This is a genomic window from Halegenticoccus soli (genome assembly GCF_002844195.1).
Taxonomy (GTDB): Archaea; Halobacteriota; Halobacteria; order Halobacteriales; family Haloferacaceae; genus Halegenticoccus; species Halegenticoccus soli.
Genome location: NZ_PEND01000004.1, coordinates 14,038 through 32,624 on the forward strand (window position 1 = coordinate 14,038; position 18,587 = coordinate 32,624).

The 18,587-nt window shown below is 69.3% G+C and carries 20 protein-coding genes; 6 read left to right on the forward strand and 14 right to left on the reverse strand.

Annotated elements, in window-relative coordinates; genetic code table 11:
- Window positions 1-4: 4 nt before the first annotated feature.
- From trpA to trpC, 3 genes are read right to left on the reverse strand one after another with little or no spacing between them, the layout of a single operon-like run.
- Window positions 5-841 (reverse strand): tryptophan synthase subunit alpha, encoded by an 837-nt coding sequence (gene trpA / locus CNO20_RS11220; protein ID WP_101296225.1) that lies wholly within the window; start codon window positions 839-841, stop codon window positions 5-7.
- Window positions 838-2,091, reverse strand: a complete 1,254-nt coding sequence (gene trpB / locus CNO20_RS11225) for a tryptophan synthase subunit beta (protein WP_101296226.1) — start codon at window positions 2,089-2,091, stop codon at window positions 838-840. Before trpB ends, trpA begins: the two co-directional genes overlap by 4 nt.
- The gene (gene trpC, locus CNO20_RS11230; RefSeq protein WP_101296227.1) at window positions 2,088-2,903 is read right to left on the reverse strand and encodes an indole-3-glycerol phosphate synthase; all 816 of its coding nucleotides are present in this window, start codon (window positions 2,901-2,903) and stop codon (window positions 2,088-2,090) included. Before trpC ends, trpB begins: the two co-directional genes overlap by 4 nt.
- Before the next feature lie 57 nt (window positions 2,904-2,960).
- On the opposite strand from trpC, the gene CNO20_RS11235 reads away from it, so the two are divergent.
- Window positions 2,961-3,437, forward strand: a complete 477-nt coding sequence (locus tag CNO20_RS11235; protein WP_394337262.1) for an MGMT family protein — start codon at window positions 2,961-2,963, stop codon at window positions 3,435-3,437.
- Between the two features lie 23 nt (window positions 3,438-3,460).
- Here the strand turns inward: CNO20_RS11235 and CNO20_RS11240 are convergent, their stop codons facing one another.
- The 4 genes from CNO20_RS11240 to lonB all read right to left on the reverse strand — a co-directional run bounded on the left by CNO20_RS11240 (window position 3,461) and on the right by lonB (window position 7,726).
- On the reverse strand, window positions 3,461-3,811 hold the full coding sequence (locus CNO20_RS11240; protein ID WP_101296228.1) for a hypothetical protein: 351 nt from the start codon (window positions 3,809-3,811) through the stop codon (window positions 3,461-3,463).
- An 80-nt stretch (window positions 3,812-3,891) separates the two neighbouring features.
- The gene (locus tag CNO20_RS11245) at window positions 3,892-4,380 is read right to left on the reverse strand and encodes a DM13 domain-containing protein (protein ID WP_101296229.1); all 489 of its coding nucleotides are present in this window, start codon (window positions 4,378-4,380) and stop codon (window positions 3,892-3,894) included.
- Between the two features lie 169 nt (window positions 4,381-4,549).
- Entirely contained in the window at window positions 4,550-5,554 is a 1,005-nt protein-coding gene (locus CNO20_RS11250; RefSeq protein ID WP_101296230.1) for a CPBP family intramembrane glutamic endopeptidase, read from the reverse strand.
- Between the two features lie 6 nt (window positions 5,555-5,560).
- The gene (gene lonB / locus CNO20_RS11255) at window positions 5,561-7,726 is read right to left on the reverse strand and encodes an ATP-dependent protease LonB (RefSeq protein ID WP_233204158.1); all 2,166 of its coding nucleotides are present in this window, start codon (window positions 7,724-7,726) and stop codon (window positions 5,561-5,563) included.
- Window positions 7,727-7,894: 168 nt separating this feature from the next.
- Between lonB and CNO20_RS11260 the strand changes: the two genes are divergently transcribed.
- Entirely contained in the window at window positions 7,895-8,428 is a 534-nt protein-coding gene (locus CNO20_RS11260; protein ID WP_101296231.1) for a nicotinamide-nucleotide adenylyltransferase, read from the forward strand.
- Between the two features lie 6 nt (window positions 8,429-8,434).
- The gene (locus tag CNO20_RS11265) at window positions 8,435-9,286 is read left to right on the forward strand and encodes an SAM hydrolase/SAM-dependent halogenase family protein (RefSeq protein ID WP_101296232.1); all 852 of its coding nucleotides are present in this window, start codon (window positions 8,435-8,437) and stop codon (window positions 9,284-9,286) included.
- A 303-nt stretch (window positions 9,287-9,589) separates the two neighbouring features.
- On the opposite strand, the gene thsA is transcribed toward CNO20_RS11265, so the two are convergent.
- Window positions 9,590-11,182: a thermosome subunit alpha gene (thsA, locus tag CNO20_RS11270; RefSeq protein ID WP_101296233.1), complete on the reverse strand. Its 1,593-nt coding sequence runs from the start codon at window positions 11,180-11,182 to the stop codon at window positions 9,590-9,592.
- A gap of 251 nt (window positions 11,183-11,433) precedes the next feature.
- Here thsA and CNO20_RS11275 point away from each other — a divergent pair, with 251 nt between their 5' ends.
- Window positions 11,434-12,264 (forward strand): amidohydrolase family protein, encoded by an 831-nt coding sequence (locus CNO20_RS11275; protein WP_101296234.1) that lies wholly within the window; start codon window positions 11,434-11,436, stop codon window positions 12,262-12,264.
- 124 nt (window positions 12,265-12,388) lie between these two features.
- Here the strand turns inward: CNO20_RS11275 and CNO20_RS11280 are convergent, their stop codons facing one another.
- Together CNO20_RS11280 and CNO20_RS11285 are read right to left on the reverse strand one after the other, a co-directional pair.
- Window positions 12,389-13,291, reverse strand: coding sequence for a glycosyltransferase family 2 protein (locus CNO20_RS11280; protein WP_101296235.1), 903 nt, complete (start codon window positions 13,289-13,291; stop codon window positions 12,389-12,391).
- A gap of 706 nt (window positions 13,292-13,997) precedes the next feature.
- Entirely contained in the window at window positions 13,998-14,273 is a 276-nt protein-coding gene (locus CNO20_RS11285) for a MarR family transcriptional regulator (RefSeq protein ID WP_101296236.1), read from the reverse strand.
- A 139-nt stretch (window positions 14,274-14,412) separates the two neighbouring features.
- Between CNO20_RS11285 and CNO20_RS11290 the strand changes: the two genes are divergently transcribed.
- Window positions 14,413-14,808, forward strand: coding sequence for a PPOX class F420-dependent oxidoreductase (locus tag CNO20_RS11290; RefSeq protein ID WP_101296237.1), 396 nt, complete (start codon window positions 14,413-14,415; stop codon window positions 14,806-14,808).
- A gap of 15 nt (window positions 14,809-14,823) precedes the next feature.
- Here the strand turns inward: CNO20_RS11290 and CNO20_RS23370 are convergent, their stop codons facing one another.
- A complete protein-coding gene (locus CNO20_RS23370; RefSeq protein WP_199174830.1) occupies window positions 14,824-14,985 on the reverse strand; it encodes a hypothetical protein in 162 nt (53 codons plus the stop codon).
- A 202-nt stretch (window positions 14,986-15,187) separates the two neighbouring features.
- On the opposite strand from CNO20_RS23370, the gene CNO20_RS11295 reads away from it, so the two are divergent.
- Entirely contained in the window at window positions 15,188-15,895 is a 708-nt protein-coding gene (locus tag CNO20_RS11295) for a class I SAM-dependent methyltransferase (RefSeq protein WP_101296238.1), read from the forward strand.
- An 11-nt stretch (window positions 15,896-15,906) separates the two neighbouring features.
- Here CNO20_RS11295 and CNO20_RS11300 read toward each other — a convergent pair whose 3' ends face one another.
- The 3 genes from CNO20_RS11300 to CNO20_RS11310 all read right to left on the reverse strand — a co-directional run bounded on the left by CNO20_RS11300 (window position 15,907) and on the right by CNO20_RS11310 (window position 18,583).
- Window positions 15,907-16,317, reverse strand: a complete 411-nt coding sequence (locus tag CNO20_RS11300; protein ID WP_101296239.1) for a TRAM domain-containing protein — start codon at window positions 16,315-16,317, stop codon at window positions 15,907-15,909.
- 222 nt (window positions 16,318-16,539) lie between these two features.
- The gene (locus tag CNO20_RS11305; RefSeq protein WP_101296240.1) at window positions 16,540-17,328 is read right to left on the reverse strand and encodes a YkgJ family cysteine cluster protein; all 789 of its coding nucleotides are present in this window, start codon (window positions 17,326-17,328) and stop codon (window positions 16,540-16,542) included.
- Between the two features lie 439 nt (window positions 17,329-17,767).
- Window positions 17,768-18,583 carry an MBL fold metallo-hydrolase gene (locus CNO20_RS11310; RefSeq protein ID WP_101296241.1) on the reverse strand — a complete coding sequence of 272 codons (816 nt, stop codon included), beginning with the start codon at window positions 18,581-18,583 and terminating at the stop codon, window positions 17,768-17,770.
- Between the last annotated feature and the right edge of the window lie 4 nt (window positions 18,584-18,587).

Below are 18,587 nucleotides of genomic sequence, written 5' to 3' on the forward strand. Positions count from 1 at the left end.
GCGGTTATGTGCGTTCCGGATGCGGTACACGTTGCTCCGCCCCGCGTCGCGCGCCCGCCTTCAGCTCGCGGGCCTTCTCTTCTAAGCGCGCGGCGACGTCGCTCGTGGCGGCGTCGTTCTCGTGCCCGTCGGCGACAATGTCCACGAGGGCGCTCCCGACGATAACCCCGTCGGCGCCCGCGGCGACGACGCGCTCGGCGTGCTCGCCCGTGGAGATGCCGAAGCCGACCGCTTTCGGCACGTCCCAGTCGGCGAGCCTCGCGAGGCTCGCGTCGGTCTGGTCGGACACGTCCGCCCGCGCGCCGGTCGTGCCGAGCCGCGCCTGCACGTAGACGTAGCCCGACACCCGCTCCATGATGCGCTCCAGGCGCTCGCCGCGCGTCGTCGGGGCGACGATGAAGATCAGGTCGCGGTCGTGGGCGTCGCACGCCGCCCGGAGCGGGTCGCTCTCCTCGGCCGGGAGGTCCGGGACGACGAAGCCGTCGATGCCGACCTCGGCGGCGCGGCGGACGAACGGTTCCGGCCCCCGCTCGTCGCCGAAGCGGTAGATGAGGTTGTAGTAGGTCATGCAGACCAGCGGCGCGTCGACGTCCAGCTCCTCGACGAACCCGAAGAACCGCTCGGGGGTCATCCCGGCCTCCAGCGACCGGACGACGGCGCTCTGGATCGTCGGCCCCTCGGCGACGGGCTCCGAGAACGGGAGGCCGAGTTCGATCACGTCCGCCCCGCCGCGGGCGAGCGCCTCGACGTATTCGAGCGACGACTCGTAGTCCGGATCCCCCACCGCGAGGTACGGGACGAACGCGGGGCCGGCGGCGAAGGCCTCCGGGACGCGGCTCATCGGAGTCCCCCCGTTCCGCCCGCGAACACGTCCAGGTCGGGGGCGTTCTTGACGTCGCGCTTCGCCGTCTCCTCGATCACCGATTCGAGGTCCTTGTCCCCCCGCCCGGAGACGTTCACGATCACCGTCTCGCCGAGGTCCTCGCCGGCGTCTTCGAGGTAGCCGAACGCGTGCGCCGTCTCCAGCGCGGGGATGATCCCTTCGAGCTGCGAGAGCCGGTGGAACGCCGAGATCGCAGCGTCGTCGTCGACGTTCACGGGCGTCACCCGGCCGGCGTCGACGAGGTGGGCGAGTTCGGGACCGACCCCCGCGTAGTCGAGGCCCGACGAGACGCTGTGGGACTCCATGATCTGCCCGTGACGGTCCTGGAGGAGCTTCGTCCGCGCGCCGTGGAGGACGCCCTCGCTGCCGGTCGTGAGCGACGCGGAGTTGGGCGCGACCCCGGCCTCCTCGTCCACGTCGAGGCTGCTGCCGCCGGCTTCGACGGCGTAGAGGTCGACGCCCTCGTCGTCCAGAAAGCGCGCGAACGCGCCCATCGTGTTCGATCCGCCGCCCGCGCAGGCCAGGACGCTGTCGGGGAGGGTGCCCGCCCGCGTTCTGATCTGCTCGCGGGCCTCCTCGGAGATGACCGCCTGGAAGTCCCGGACCAGACTCGGGAAGGGGTGCGGGCCGACGACGGAGCCGATGACGTAGTGGGTGTCCTCGACGTTCGTCGCCCAGTCGCGCATCGTCTCGCTGATCGCCTCCTTGAGCGTTCCGCGGCCGACGGAGACGGGATTGACCGCCGCGCCGTTGAGGCGCATGCGGAACACGTTGGGGCGCTGGCGGTTGATGTCGCGCGTGCCCATGTACACCTCGCAGTCGAGGCCGAGGTGCGCGCAGGCCATCGCCGTCGCGGTGCCGTGCTGACCGGCGCCCGTCTCGGCGATGATCCGCTCTTTGCCCATGTACTTCGCAAGGAGCACCTGCCCCAGCGCGTTGTTCAGCTTGTGCGCCCCGCCGTGGACGAGGTCCTCGCGCTTAAGGTACACCTCGCGGCCGTAGCGCTCCGAGAGGCGCTCGGCGCGCTGCAGCGGCGTCGGGCGGCCGCCGAAGTCGCGGAGCCGGCACCTGAACTCGTCGAGAAAGCCGTCCTCGTTTTCCACCGCGTACCGCTCGTAGGCGTCCGCCAGCTCCTCGATCGCCGGCATCAGCGCCTCCGGCACGTACTGTCCCCCGTAGTCTCCGAATTTTCCGTCGTTCGTACTCATGCGTTCCCGCCTCCGTCCCGCGGCGTCTTCGATCGATCGTCTCCTCGACGGGCGCGCTCGGCCCGGACGAACCGTTCGGTGTTCGCCCGCACGTCCCCGTCCATGATGGCGGTCCCGACGAGCAGGGCGTCGGCGCCCGCCGCCCGCATCCGCCGGGCGTCGGCCGGCGTCGTCACGCCGCTTTCGGCGATCAGGGTCACGTCCTCGGGGACCGCCGGGGCGACCGCCTCGAACGTCCCGAGGTCGACCTCCAGCTTCGCGAGGTCGCGGTTGTTGACCCCGACGATGCTCGCCCCGGCGGAGAGCGCCTCGCGCAGCTCGTCGGCGTCGTGCACCTCGACGAGCGCCTGAAAGCCGCGCTCTTCCGCCGCGCGGAGTAAGGACGGGAGGTCGTCGACGAACCGCGCGATGAGCAGGACGAGATCCGACTCGACGAGGTCGAGCTGATCCTCGCGCACGACGAAGTCCTTGCGGAGCACGGGGACGTCCACCGCCTCGCGCACGCGCCGGAGGTTCTCGACCGATCCGCCGAAGTGCTCCGGCTCCGTCAGCACCGACAGCGCCGCGGCGCCGCCGTCGACCATCGCCTCGGCGAGTTCGACGGGGTCCTCCTCGCGCCGCCCCTCGGTCGTGGGGCTCGTCGGCTTGACCTCCGCGACGATCGGCACCCGGCCGTCCGCCTCCGCCGCGGCGATCGCGTCCGGCAGCGACCGCGCGGCGATCGACAGGCGCTCCTCCCCGCCCGATCGCTCGCGCGCGGCGTCGAGGATGGAGCGGACCGCGGGCGCCATCGATCCCTCATTAGCGTTCATCGTTGTACACTACTGTGCTGTTTTGGACATAAGGCTTGCGTCCGAGGCTCAACTTTCATGGGGGAACTGCGCGACGGTACCGACATGGACGACACCGGCATCTACGCCCGCGAGTCCGCCGCGCTCGGTCGAGCGGTCCAGATCGGCGTCGCGAGCGGCCGCGTCATCAGCGTCTCGTTCCCCGAGTCGGTCCCCGAGGACGCGGAGTCCGATCACCCCCTGCTCGACCGCGTGTTCGACTACGTCGGGGGTGCCGAGGACGACTTCGAGGACGTGGCCGTCGCGCTGACGGTCCCGACGGAACAGCGCCGGGTGCTCGACGCCGTCCGAAACGTGCCCCCCGGCGAGACGGTCTCCGTCGAGTTGCTCGCCCGCGCGGCCGGGCTGGACGCCGACGACGAGGGGGACCTGGCGACGGTTCGGGAGGCGCTTTCGGAGAACCCGACGCCGATCTTCGTCCCGGATCACCGGGTGCGGGACGCGTCGGGCGCGACGCCACCGGACGTGGCGGAGCGGCTCCGGGCGGTCGAGTGAGAACGCGCGGAGGCCGACCGCGTTCACCGCCGAAACCGACGCACGAGATACAGCCCGAGTCCCACCGCGAGCAGCAGGTCGGAGGCTGCGCCGGCGGCCGACGCGCCGGTCGCGAGTTCGATCCCCTGGGCGACGCCGGATCCGGCGAGCGTCGCGGCGGTGAGGATCCCGACGGGGTCGTCGCCCCACCACGTGAACGCGAGGACGCCGAACACCACCATCACGACCGCGAACGCGACGTCGACGGCGAAGAGCGCGAGCGGATCGCCGGTCGCGCCGGCGTACAGCACGAGCGCGACGTACCCGACGACGAGAGCAATCTGCGCCAGCGTCAGCGGATCGCTGAGGTCGAAGCCGGACGGGGATGCGGACATACCGGAACGCACGACCTCCTTCACCTTACGCGGTGGGTTCGGCGAACCGCCCGCGCTCTATCTCCTCCTCGTCTTCCCCCTCACGCCCGTTCGAGCGCCGCGGCCCCGAACGGGACGCCGAACCGGTCGCACCAGATGCTCACGCCGTCGTACTCGTTCGGGTCGACGTCGTCCGGCAGCCGCTGGACGAACGTCCCGACCTTCGTGCTCTCGCCGCCGTCCGCGCCGCCGTCGACGAGCACCCGCGTCCCGGCCGCGACCTCCTCGCCCGTGTCGGGGTCCGACGAGGGGGTGAGGTAGACGAACACGTCCGGTCCCTGGGTCTGCTCGTACTCCTCGAAGAGGAGGAAGTAGCCGTCGCCGTCGCGGTACAGCGTCACGGTTCCCGAGACGTCGTGGCCGGCCTTGCCGACGAACGTTCCGGTCTTCAGCGCTTCGGCGTCGTCTCCGACGGGCGATTCGTCCACCGCGGTCACTCGCTCGGGGACGAACAGTTCGGCCGCGAAGACGCCGCCCGCGGCGACGAGGACGACCGCCAGCGCCCCGACGAGGATGGTCCGCCGTTCCATGGGTGGTAGAGGTTCGCGCTGGTATTCTCCGTTGGTCGGTAGTGCGCGCACCGTGCCCACACCGCACTCGGCTCGTCGACGGACTGTCGTGCTCGTGTTCGTTCCACGCCCGCGCGGCCGTCGAAGGGGCCCTCGGCGTTTCGGGAGTCCCGCCGTCGTCGAACCCCGGCTACGACGCCCACTCGACGTCGAGCGCCTCGTGGACGACGAACTCCAGGGCGTTCACGAGGTAGTGCGCGACGACGACGACGAGCAGGCTCCCCGTGAGGACGAACGCCGCCGCGAGGACGAAGCCGAGCAGGCCGGTGACGACGACGCCCGCCGGCCCCTGCGCGCCGTGTCCGAGCGCGAACGCGGCGGACGAGAGCACCGCGAGGAGCCACGGCGAGAGGCCGAACCCCGCGCTCAGCGCGCCGACGAGCGCCCCGCGGAACAGGAACTCCTCGAAGCCGGCGATGATCGGGAGGACGACGAGGAGCAGCACGGCCCACCCGGCGAGCGTGTCGGGCGCGAGCGCCTCCCGGAGCTCCTCGGACCGCCCCAGCCCCCACCGATCTCCGACAGACGCGCCGACCTCGTTCAGCGCGTAGAGGGCGATCCCAAGACCGATCCCCAGCGCCAGGGACGTCGGACCGACCGCGTCGGGGGACGCGCCGAACGCCCAGGCCGGGATCTCGGCGTACCACGCCCCGGCGAGCAGCAGGGCGCCGAACAGCCCCTGCGAGAGCGCGACGTTCGCCAGGAGCGCCCCGGTGGAAAACTGCGCCGCGGGCGGCGTCGGAGCCGCCGGGTCCGGCGAGGCGGCGTTCCGGGGGCCCGCCTCGGCGGGTCGGAAGCGGTCGGAGTCGAAGCTGTCACCGTCGAAGCGGTCGGAGTCGCCGCCGCTCGGTGCGGGCGTCCGCTGCGTTTCGCGCGGAGAGTCGCCGTCGGCTCGGCGGTGGTCGGGACGGTCGTGATAGTCGGGATGATCAGGACGGTCCGGACGGTCACCGGCCGGACGGTCGGGACGGTCGGAACGACGATGGTCAGGACGGGACCGGTCAGAACGATCGGGACGATCGAGACGGTCGGAGCGGTCGCCGTCGTGGACGAGATCCTGCGACGCGCGCGCCAGAAGGAGCAACAACCCGAGGACGACGCCCGCGAAGCCCGCGAACGTCGTCCAGTCGGCCATCGACGCTTACTGGGGGCTGGGGCTGCTCGGTCCCTTGCTCACGCTCTTGTCCGAGAGCGCGGAGCCGGTGATGCTCTTGAGCCGGTCGACCAGCGAGTCCTTCTCGGGTTCGCCTTCGAGGGCGACGTCGAGCACCTCGCTGATGTGGCTGACCGGCACGATCTCGATCATCTCCTTGTACTCGTCTTCGATCATCACGTCCTGGAGGTTCGCCTTCGGGATGATGACCGTGTCCATGCCAGCCTTCGCGGCGGCCTCGATCTTGTGGGTGACGCCGCCGACCGGGAGCACGTCGCCGCGGACCGACAGCGAGCCGGTCATGGCGATGCTCTGGTCGATGCCGACGTCCTCCAGCGCGCTGATGACCGCGGTCGCCACGGTGATGGAGGCGGAGTCGCCGTCGACGCCGCTCTGCCCCGCCTGGACGAACTGGATGTGGATGTCCTTCTCGGAGATGTTCTCGTCGGAGAACTTCTTGATGATGGCGGAGACGTTGTCGACGGCCTCCTGGGCCATCTCCTTCAACTGGCCGGTGGCGATGACCTCGCCGGGGCCCTGCGAGGGCGTGACCTCGGCCATGACGGGCAGGACGATCCCAGAGTCCTCGCCCATGACCGCGAGGCCGTTGACGCGGCCGACCACGTAGCCCTCGTTGACGGAGAGCTCGTAGTCCTTGCGGCGCTGGATGAAGTCGTCCGCGAGCTGCTGTTCGATGCTGCGCGAGCGACCCTTCGCCTGCAGCACATGCTCGCGGGTGACCACGTCGGCGCCCTCCGCGCGGGCCATGTCGCCCGCGACGCGGACGAGCCCGCCCAGGTTCCTGAGTTCGAGCGTCAGGTGGCCCTTGCGCCCCGCGCGGCGGCGGGCTTCGAGGATGACCTCCTCGATCGCCTCCTCGGAGAAGTCGGGCAGGCGGCCGTCCTTGGCGACCTCCTGCGCCACGAACCGGGCGTACTTCCGGCGCATCTCGGGGGTGTCCTCGATGGTGTCGTCCATGTACACCTCGTACCCGTAGCCCTTGATACGGCTGCGGAGCGCGGGGTGCATGTTCTCCATCGCGTCGAGGTTCCCCGCCGCGACCATGATGAAGTCCGTCGGGACCGGCTCCGTCTGGACCATCGCGCCCGAGGACCGCTCGGACTGGCCCGTGATGGAGAACTCGCCCTCCTGGATCGCCGTCATCAGGTGCTGCTGGCTCCGGATGTCGAGCGTGTTGATCTCGTCGATGAACAGCACGCCCTTGTTCGCCTTGTGGATGGCGCCGGGCTCGACGCGGTCGTGGCTCGGCGTCTCCATCCCGCCGGACTGGAACGGGTCGTGGCGGACGTCGCCGAGCAGCGCGCCGGCGTGGGCGCCCGTCGCGTCCTCGAACGGCGCCGTCGTCGTGTCGGCGTTGTTGACGATGAGGTTCGGGATCATCGCGTCGCTGCTGCGGCTGCCGTAGCGGAACGCGAGGTAGATGATACCCGCCGCGAGGATGCCGAGCAGGATCTGCCCGGCGATGATGAGCGAGTAGCCCAGGACCACCGCGATGATGATCCACATGAGGAACGAGCGCATCTGGTTGCGCTTGCGCGCCTCCTCCTTGTGGGCCTCGACGATCTGCTCGCCCTTGCCCGCGGGGACGGTCCGCACCTTCGGGCGGTTGCCGTCGTCCGGGTTGTGGTAGACGAGCACGTCCTGAAGCTCCTCCTTCGGGAGGAGTTCCGCCATCGCCTTCGCGAGCATCGACTTCCCCGTCCCCGGGGAGCCGATCATCATCACGTGCCGCCGCTGCTTCGCGGCCTTCATGACGACGTCGCGGGCGTGTTCCTGCCCGATCACCTGGTCGACGAGTCGGTCCGGGACTTCGATGTCGGCGGTCGAATCGACCATCAGTCCGCCGAGGAGGTCGTCCTCGTCGATCTCGTCCGCGACTTCCGCCTCGACTTCGACCTCGCTGCCGAGGTCGTCGAGGGTCGGCTCGTCGGAGGCGGACCGCTCGTCGTCTCCCCCCCGGTCGTCCGGTGCGGGAGCCCCGTCTCCCCGGTCGCCCGATGCGGGAGCCTGTTCGCCGCCGTTCGTGAGTTCGTCGGACACGGCCTCCTCGCCGTCGTCCGGCTGCTCCGAACGGTCGGGCGTGTTCGCCTCCTGCTCCGGGAGGCTGTCGTCGTTGTCCATGTCGTTGCTCATAGAACTATGTCGCTACATAAACGGTGGGTCGCGCAACTGATATACTTTCTCCCCCAGGACGAGCACGCCACAAGCACGCGTACTGACGTGTCGGGACTCCTACTCCCGGAATTCGTTGCCGTAGTCGTCTCGTCGTTTTTATAAATGGGCGTGCGAAACAGACGTGGTATGCGGGGGTTCTACATCGGCCGGTTCCAGCCGTACCACAACGGCCACCACCACATGGTCGAGGCCATCGCCTCGGAGGTCGACGAACTCGTCCTGGGCATCGGGAGCGCGGGTGACTCGCACACGACGCGCAACCCGTTCACTGCGGGCGAACGTATCATGATGCTCACGAAGTCGCTCGCCGAGTTCGACCTCACGACGTACGTCGTCCCCATCGAGGACCTCGAACGCAACTCCGTGTGGGTGAGCCACGTCCAGAGCATGAGCCCGACGTTCGACGTCGCCTACTCGAACAACCCGCTCGTCATCCAGCTGTTCGAGGAGGCCGGCGTCGAGGTTCGGCAGTCGCCCATGTTCCGCCGCGAGGTGCTCGAAGGGACGGAGCTGCGCGAGCGGATGATCGAAGGCGGCGACTGGGAGGGCCTCGTCCCGGAGCCGGTCGTCCGGGTGGTCGACGAGATAAACGGCGTCGAGCGGATTCAGCGGATCGCCGACTCCGACGCCAACGGCGACACCGGGACCGACCCCGAGTGATCGGCCGTGATCACCATCGCTTCCGACTTCGGCACCCCGTACCCCGCGGCGATGAAGGGCGTCATCCTCCGGCGGACCGACGCCCGGCTCGTCGACGTCGCCCACGACTTCCCCCGGCAGGACGTGCGCGCGGCCGCGTTCTGGCTCCGCGAGGTGCTGCCGTACTTCCCCCCGGCGGTCCACCTCGCGGTCGTCGACCCGGGCGTCGGCACGGACCGGGCCGCGGTGGTGGTTCGCGCGGGCGACCACGCGCTCGTCGGCCCCGACAACGGCCTGTTGCTCCCCGCCGCTCGACGGATCGCGGCCGAATCAGCGGGGTCCGACGGCCGGAACGACGGCGAGGGTGACGTGGACGACGGCGACGAGGACGAGGCGGGTAACGACGAGGTGGAAGTGTTCGAGTACGCCTACGAGGACCCGGACTCGGCGACGTTCCACGGGCGGGACGTGTTCGCCCCCGCGGCCGCCGAGGTCCACGAGGTCGGCGTCGACTCGCTGGAGGCGCTGGACGCGGTGTCGCCGGCGTCCGAATTCGTCGACCTCGCACTCCCGGAGCCGGCGGTCCGCGAGGACGACGAGACGGGCCGGGTGCTCGCGGTCGACGGCGAGGTGCTCGTCGTCGACGACTTCGGCAACGCGATCACGAACGTCCCCGGCGCGCTCGTCCGGGGACGCGACGCGGTGACCGTGAACGGCGAGCGCGTCCCGGTCGGGGAGTCCTTCGCGGCCGTCGGGGCCGGCGAACGGCTGGTCACGGTCGGCAGCCACGGGTACGTCGAGTGCGACGTGAACCGCGGTCGGGGCGACGAGGCGTTCGGCCTCGCGCCGGGCGACGCGGTGACGATGCAGTTCGACTGAGCCGGGCTGGCGACTCAACTCGACCGAACTGGGCCGAGGACTCGACTCGATTGAGCGACCGTTCGGCGAAGATCCGATCCGTTCGGTGAGTGCCGAGCGTCAGATGACGACGACCGGCAGTTCTTCGACGACCTCCGAGTCGGTGTCACCGGTGTAGAGAGCCGAACAGTCGTACAACTCCCTCGCCACTCCTCGCTCTCTACCTCTCAGTCTCGCGCCACACTTTCTGTGACTTCTTTCCGTCGCGTCGCTACGGGCGTTCCACTCGGGTCGAACAAAAATCGGGAATCGCTTCCGCGAGGGTTACTCGGCGGCGATGACGTCGTCGATGCGGACGATCATCGTGGCCGCCTCGGTGGCGGACTCGACGGCCTCGCGCTTGACGGCCGCGGGGTCGATGATGCCCCGCTCGACGGGGTCGCCGATCTCGCCGGCGCGGCCGGTCGAGATGATGCCCGCGCGACCCTCCTTCTCGTACAGGGCGCGCAGGTCGACGAGCGCGTCGATCGAGTCCATGCCGGTGTTCTCCGCGAGGGTGCGCGGGAGGCTGTCGACCGCGTCGGCGAACGCCTCGACCGCCAGCTGCTTGCGGCCCTCGATGCCCGCGGCCGCGCTGCGGACGTGGTCGGCGATGGCGATCTCGGTCGCGCCCGCGCCGGGGACGACGCCGCCCTTGTCGATCGCGGCGATGACCACGTCGACCGCGTCGTTCATCGCGCGCTCCAGCTCGTCGACGACGTGTTCGGTGCCGCCGCGGAGGAACAGCGTCACGGCCTTCGCCGCGGAGCCCCCCTCGACGAAGGTGAGCTCGTCGTCGCCGTACTTCTCGACACGGACGCTCTCGACGTGGCCGAAGTCGGCCTCGTCGAGGTCCGACAGCGAGCCGAGGCGCTTCGCGCCGGTCGCGCGGGAGATGGCCTTGGCGTCCGACTTCTTCACGTTCTTGAACGCGAGGATGCCCGCGTCGGCGAGGTAGCCGGCCACGCGGTCGTCGATCTTCTTCGAGCAGAAGACGACGTCGACGCCGGCGTCGGCGAGCGTCTTGGCGTAGCCGCGGAGTTCGCTGTCCTCCGCCTCGATGGCGGCGTTGAGCTGGTCGACGCTCGTGATGTTGTACTCGGTGTCGACCTCGCCCTTGCGGACCTCGAGCTTCATGTCGAGGACGGCGACCGTCGCGTCCTCGACCCGCTCGGGCATGTTGTCGTTCGCCGGCTCCTTGTCGATGATGACGCCCTCGACGAGTTCGGTCGCGCTCGAACTCGCGCCGGTCTGCGTCTGGACGTGGATGTCGTCGCGGTCGATCCGCCCGTCGTCGTCGGCGACCTGCCGGACGGCGGTGACGACCTGCTTGGCCAGGACGTCGGCGGTCACGTCGCCGGTTCCCTTCCCGGTCATGCTCGACTCCGCGACCTGTTCGAGGGTGTCGTCGTCGAGGTCCGCGGGACTCGACGAACCGTCGTCGTTGAGGTCGACGTCGAGCACCTGCGCGTCGATGGCCTCCTGCGCCAGGCGGGCGGCCTCGTGGTACCCCTCGACGATGACCGTCGGGTGGAGGTCGGAGTCGAGCAGGTCCTCGGCCTGCGCGAGGAGCTCGCCCGTCAGGACGGCGGCCGTCGTGGTCCCGTCGCCGACCTCGTCCTCCTGCGTCTCGGCGACTTCCACGATCATCTGGGCCGCCGGGTGCTCGATGTCCATCTCGTTGAGGATGGTCGCGCCGTCGTTCGTGATGACGACGTCGCCCGACGAGTCGACGAGCATCTTGTCCATCCCGCGCGGCCCGAGCGTCGTCCGTACCGCGTTGGCGACGGCTTTCCCGGCTCGGATGTTTGAGTCCTGCGCGGCCTGGCCGCGGGTGCGCTGGCTACCCTCCGCGAGGATGAACAGTGGTTGCTGCATCTGTGTTGCCATGATGAGTAAACCTCACCGGATCCAAGGATTGCGGTTCTATATATACTTTTCCATCCGTTTCGATGAAACCCCCGGACGCAAGCAACCACGCCTGCCTGTGACTCGCTCGCCTCCGGCGCGGTCGCGGGAGCCGTCGTCGACGGAGGGGCCCCTCGTTGACAGCGGGTGGCTAGTATTCACCTCAGGGCCCAGAACCCACCTCAAAGTATACATAACGTCCGATACATGTCGGGCGTACGATGCTGGAACTGGAGCACGGCTTCCGGGTGGTCGACGTGCGCGCGCGGCTCGACCCCGATGCGAACGACGTGGCGACTCACGGGCGGGAGATCTCCCCGGAGCGGCTGGAGCGCGAGATGCACCAGGCGGGGGTCGTCCGGGCCGTCGTGTCGCCGGGGCCGCGTGAGTCGGGGGAGGGGTACCTGAGGGCGAACAACGCGGTCGCCCGGCTGAGCGTCGACCGGCCGTTTCTCGCCTTCGCGCGGCTCAACGGCGCGAGGGACGTGGCGCGACGGCCGACCGCCAGGCTTCGAAACCTCGCCGCCTCCCGGCAAGCGCACCACGCCGCCCCGGACGACGTCGAGCGATACGCCTACGACGACCGCTTCCACGGGTTCGTCCTCGATCCGGCCGCGGACGGGTTGCCCGACGACGAGGTGCTGGACGAACTCGACGCGGTCGGCCTGCCGGTTCTCGTGCGCGCCGGCGAGCGGTTCGCGCCGGACGCCGCGGCGGAGACGCTCCTCGGGCGGTCGTTTCCGGTGGTTCTCACGAGCTTCGGGGGGTTCCCGCTGAACCGGGAGTTGATGAGCGAATCGCTCGACCTGCTCGACGAGCACGACCAGCTCCACCTGGACACGAGTTTCGTCGGCTACCGATCCCTTCTGGAACGCGGCCTGCTGGAGCACCCCGACCGGATTCTCTTCGGCAGCGGCGTCCCGGACGCGCATCCGAACGTCGGGGTCATGGAGATTCTGACGTTGAACGTGCCGGAGGACGCGATGCGGCGCGTCTTCTCGAAGAACCCCTCGCGGGTCGTGCCGGGGCTCGGACCGGGCGAGGAGCCGTAGTTCGACCTACCAGGAGCCGTCGTCCGTCTGCCGGATGAGACTGATCCGCCGGACGAGACCGGTCCGCCGGGCGAACACGATCCGTCTGTTCGGTCCCTTCACCGCCGATCGTATCTCGCCGCCCTCACCGCCAATCGTACCGCGCCACCGCCCGGTCGGCCCGCTTCGAGAGGCCGTGCGGGTTCCGCGCGGTGGTTCTGTCCCGTGCTCGTGCGACCAGCCCGTCGGAGGCCCCGGTGGCGATTCCGGCGACCACGTCGCGGCCGGTGCCGAACCACGTCGTCGGTGCAGCGTTGCCGCCGACGACGTCCTTCGCGGTGGAGACGGCGTCGCTCGCCGCGTGCGAGAGCGTCCGCCGCACGACGGTCGGCCGGAGGCCGTAGTTCTTCACGAGGCGGTAGGTCAGCGCGCGGTACTTCCACCCCCAATCGTGCTCCTCGACGCCTCCGTCCGCCTCGTACTCGCGGCGGACGCACATTCTCGGCTGCCACCTCACGGTCGCGTCCATCCCGGCGACCCGGTGTGCGGCGTCGCGCGCCCCGCCCGTTTCGAGGTACTCGTCGAAGCCGTCGATCGCGCCGAGCGTCTCGGCCCGGAACGCGACGTTGTTGCCGCTGAAGTACGTCACGCGCCGGTGCGCGATCTCCCGGCGTTCCGGCTCGTCTGTCGTCATCCCGACGCGGAGCGTCTGGTGGGTCGGCCCCGTGACGACGTCGGCGTCCGCGAGCCCCTCGACCACGGCGCCCAGCCAGGACTCCTCGATCACGAAATCCTGGCCGAGAAAGGCGATCGCGTCCCCCGACGCGGCCTCGATCCCGGCGTTCCGCGCGACGTTCAGCGTCCGAGCGGAGATCTCGACGAGCACGTCGACGTCGTCGCGCTCGCGTACCATCCCGGTGGTGCCGTCCGCGGACGGGCCGTTGACGACGACGATCTCGGCGTCCGGCGCGTACGCTGCCAGCGAATCGAGGCTGGCCGCGAGGCGATCCCGCCCGTTCAGGGTCGGGACGACTACCGAGAGGTCCATACGGGGACGTATACGACCGAACACTTAAATGAACGCGTCTCGCGTTCTTTCCTCCTCGCGCCTCCTCGATCTCGCGCTCCCCCCGGTTTCTCATTTTCTCACCTCCTCCCTCTCTCGCCCTCTCATCTTCTCGCTCTCTCTCTCTCGGCCGATCTCCTTCTCGCTATCCCGCCCGGTCCGCGGTGGGTCGGTGGTCCGGTTGCGATGCGGACGGGACGACACCCCCACCCCCCTGCTTCCGGATAAATAGGGGAAGAGGGTAGACCGACGGGAGGACGCTCGGAGTGGCTCGGTGGCGAGCGTAGCTCGGGGACCCCCGTGTTTCCGGATAATTTCCAGGATAGCTTACGATCGCCCGGTTCGTCTCTCTCATCTTCTTACCTCCTCCCTCGTCGGCTCGCCGTCGGTTTCCCGCCCGGTCCGCTACCGGACGGTTTCTCGGAGCGCATTATGCGGAACCAGGGGGGTCCCCCCGTCCCTCCTGGGCGGAACGAACACGGTCGAGGCGAACCTATCCGCCGTTCGGCCGGAGCGGTGGCGAGAGCGCGCAGTTGTGACAAGGAATCAGACGGACGGGGAACTGGACGAGCGGTAGAATCGGAGACGCGGCGGATCGGGCGAGCGATGGAATCGGGAGAGCGGCGAATCGGACGAGCGCGCGATCGTCGGTCGGCGGCAGACGACGGACGGCCGACGGCGGCGCGCTCTACGTGTTCAGGAAGTAGACCTGCTTGCGGGCGTCCTTGAAGCTGTAGCGCGACCCGACCAGATCCGAGTCCTCGAGCCGGTTCAGGGCGTACCGTACAGTGCGGTCGGGGAGCAGGGACTCCTCGGCGAGTTGCCCCTGCGAGAGGGGGGCGTCGGTTTCGAGTACTTTCGCGACGAGTTTCGCGCTCGGGGGAAGTTCGCGGAGGCGGTCGCGGAACTCCTGTTCCGAGAGGCGGTCTTCGTGGTTGGGTTCTGCGGTGGTACTGGTGCTCATGCCCGTAGTGTGAAAACCCTGCGTGGTAAAGGTTAGCTACATATGCGACAAAAGGCTGAAGATTCCTTAAAGTCCTTATATCTGTCCTAACTGCCGCTCCCCTCGTACGTTTTTACGCATCCACCCCGATAGTTCGTGTATGATCCCGGAGTCGCACCGAGAGATATTCGAGAAGCAGTCGTTCGCCCACCTCGCCACGCTGATGCCGGACGGCACGCCGCACGTCACCCCCGTCTGGGTCGACCAGGAGGACGGGGAGTACGTCCTCGTCAACACCGCCCGCGGTCGGCGCAAGGAGAAGAACGTCAGCCGGAATCCGAAGGTCGGCCTGTCGGTCGTGGATCCCGACGATCCGTACCGGTTCGTGTCGGTGCGCGGGGAGGCGACGCTCTCGGAGGAGGGCGCGGTCGAGCACATCAACCGGCTCGCCCAGCGGTACATGGGCGTCGACGAATACCCGAATCTCGGCCAGGAGTCGGGTCCGCGAGTCATCGTCAGAATTCCGACCGAGGATATCGTCACCGGCGGCGACTGATCCGCGATCGCCGACTCAGTGTTCGAGCGTGTCCGTGTCTGGGTCGTCCCCGTGCCGGCGATACCGCCCGAGCAGGCGCTGACACTCCGGGCAGTGAACCAGGAGAACGCCCGGTCGCTCGTGTCGGATCAGTTCCGACGGCTCCCGCTCCGCCCCGCAGTACTTGCAGGTGGGCATGCCGAACGGTACGCCGGTCAGTCACATAAGCGCAGTCTCGACGGCGGATCGACGACAGGATCAACTCTATCGACGGCGGAATCGACGATGGGGTCGACGACGGATCAACGGTGGAATCCACGGCGGGTCGACGGCGGGTCGGTCCCCGGCGCGAGATTCATCCAATACGCCTTTAATCCTCGGGCGAGGATCCGTCAACAACGTGAAAGGGAAGGAGTGGTACCAGGCCGACGAGATCGCCGAGGAGTACGACGCCAAGCGCTTCTCGAAGGGCGGTCAGCTCATAGACCACCGGGAAAAACAGGCGGTTCTCGAAGCGCTCGGCGACGTCCGGGACAAGCGGGTTCTCGAGATCGCCTGCGGGACCGGCCGGTTCACCGTCATGCTCGCGGAGCGGGGGGCGGACATCGTCGGACTGGACATCTCGTCGGCGATGATGGCGCAGGGTCGGCAGAAGGCTCGCGAGGCGGGCGTCTCCGACCACATCGAGTTCATGCGCGGGGACGCCGCGCGCCTGCCGTTCCCCGACAATCACTTCGATTCGGTGTTCGCCATGCGATTTTTCCACCTGGCTGACACGCCGGCGAAGTTTCTCGCCGAGATGGCTCGCGTCTCCCGAAATCAGGTGTTCTTCGACACGTTCAACCGATTCAGCACGCGCAGCGTTTACAACTGGCTCCTGCCCATGGGGTCGCGGCTGTACGCCAGAACCGAGGTCGAGCGGCTACTCGGAGACGCCGGCTTAGTGCTGGCCGGCGAAGACCACGACTTCGTCCTCCCGTACGGGTTCTACCGGGAGATTCCGAACGGGCTCGCGGGACAGTTCAGGGATCTCGACGCCACGCTTCGGGACAGCGCGATCGGCGAGAAACTCGCGTCCGTCTCCTACTGGGACGCTCGCGTCCGCTAAAAAAGCGCAGGTCAGAAGTCGTCGTCGATGATCTCCCCGACCGCGAAGTTCGATTTCACCTCGGTGATCTCCACCTTCACCCGCTCGCCGATCTCGGCGTCGGGGACGATGATGACGTAGCCGCGTTCGACGCGCGCGATGCCGTCCCCCTGCTTGCCGATGTCCTCGATCTCGACGTATCGAAGCTCTCCGACCTCCACCGGCGGCTGCGGCTCCGTCGACGCGCCGCTGCCGCCGCTGCTGGCGCTGCCTCCCTCGCTCGCGGCCGCGGCCTTTCGGGAGATGAGCGCGACGCGGTAGACTTCGCCCGCGTCGATCGAACCGGTGTCGACCTCGCGGCGGGGAACCTCGACTACGTACTTGTCGTCTTCCGCCCGCACCTCAGCACTGAACAGACACAGGAGCTTATCTGAGATTTCCAACGTGCAGACCTCCGGTTTGTACTCGGTTTGCGTGGTTAAAGGTGTACCGCCGCCAGACGGCGTCGCTGCGGCGCTCGCCGTGCCTGTCGGCGCGACCGCGCCGATCGTTCCTGCCGCGACTGCCCCGCCCGTGAGTGACTGCTCCGCCCGTCGGCGACTGTCGGCTGCTCCGCTCGTTCGAGCCTCAGCGCGCGTGCGCCGTCCCGCACCGCCGACGTGCGCTCACTCGCGCCGCCTCCGCGCCGTCCCGTCGGATCGCGGCGTTCCGTCGGCTCGCTTCGCGCCCTCGGAGTCGTGGACGACGACTTCCCCGGGCTCCGCCTCGGCCGGGCGGTACGCGTCGCGCACGGCGATCGCCTCCTCCAGTTCCCGGACGGCGCGCGCCTTCAGCGCCTGCGCGAGATCCTCGGCGTCGGCGCGGGAGATGTCGCGACCCAGGCCCTCGCACTCGTGCGCCCGGACCACCCCCTCTTCGTCGACGGCTTCGCCCATCGGCTGACTCGTCCCGCCGAGCGCTCCGTCAGCGCCTTGCGCTGACGCGCCCTCGCCCCCTTCGCTCGCGAGGACCACGCTGAAGGGGTACGTCTCGCAGATGAGCGGCCGATCGTCGTGGACCGAGCAGGCGCCGACGCCGTCGGCGTTCTCCTCGTAGAACGTGCAGTCCCCGCAGGAGTCGGTCTGCAGCGCCCACTCGAACGTCTCCCCTTCGAGATCGCCGTCGGCGTTTTCGGAGAGTCCGTACGGCATCGGGCGGGCGACGTCGCGCCAGTCGTAGTCGGTGACCGACTGGAGCTCGCGCACCTCGTCCGGAAATACCGTGGCCGTGTGCGGTTCGCGCTCTCCGTCCGGCGCGTCTTCGGTTTCTTCGGTTTCTTCGGTTTCTTCGGGGTCGTAGCCCTTACAGCACGCCCCGCAGCGGGTGCACTCGAAGCCGATGGACTCGATCGCGTCGGCGAGGTCGGAGACGCGGAGGTCGCGGGCGCGGTCGAGTTCGGCTTCCAGGCTCTGCATTCGTGTGGTGTGCCCTCGGGGACGCGGGCTGAAAACGGCGTCGGGATGGACCTCGATCTCGCGGGAACGGAAACTCGGTTACGTCGGTTCACCTGTATCGACTGCGTCGGCCCTCCGACGTCTTTCGAACGAGTCGGCTCTCCGGTATCGTCTCTCGCCCGGGTCCGCTCTCTGGCATCGACTGCCGCCGCCGACAACGACGAGACGCCTCGGACCTCCCCAGCCGTCTCCCTCGCTCGCTCAGTCGCCCCTCGCGCGCCGCGGTCGCCCCCGACGGGGCGACAGCGCGCGCCGGACGGACGGGCATCCCCTCCCGAGCCGATCCGGCGGACGTTTCTCTCCGTCTTTCAGCCGCCGTTCGTCCCCTTTCGACGGCGACGAACGTCGCGGTGAGGATTCACGGCGAGGATTCACGGCAAGGACTCGCGGCGAAGACGCCTCAGCGGGGTCGGACCGTCGCCCCGTCTCCCGGCGTCCCCCAGCCGGACCCCGCTCCGTCCAACGCCACCTTTCCCTCGTGGGCCAGCTTCTCGACGTGCGCGACGACCGTCGCGCGCGCGAGGTCCCGAACCCCGCCGAGATCCTTGTCGTACGCCGCGTCGAGGATCGCGTCCGGGTCCGACGCGCCCTCCCGAACCGCCGCCAGCACCCGCCGCTCCCGATCCAGACGGTGCCGGATCAATCGTACGAGCGTCGCCCGCGGGTCGTCGATGACGGGCCCGTGCCCCGGCAGCAGCCGCGACGGATCTCGGGCGTGAAGCCGCCGAAGCGCCGTCAGGTACGCGCGAACGTCCCCCTCCGGCGCCCCGACGACGACGCTCCCCTCGGCGACGGCGAGATCGCCGCAGAGGACGTCCCCGCCGACCGCGAACGCGACGTGGTCCGGCGCGTGTCCGGGAGCGTCGAGCACCTCGACGCGTCCGTCCCCCACCGCGATCTCCGTCCCCTCGCCGAACGTCCGGTCCGGCCGGACGCCCGTCGCGGCCTCGAACCGATCCTCCCTGCCCCGGCGCGCCCACACCGTCGCGCCCGTCTCCGCGGCGTAGTCGGCGACCGCACCCACGTGGTCCGGGTGGGTGTGGGTGACCGCCACGTGCGCCACCTCCCGATCGGCGACCGCCTCGTCCAGCTCGTCCGTCCGGGCAGGCGGGTCGACGAGCAGCGCGTCCGTCTCGCCGACGAGGTACGCGTTCGTCCGCCCGGTCGGCGCGCGGGTTGCCACGGGGACCGAAACGCGGTCTATGCGGGTTCGCATCGGC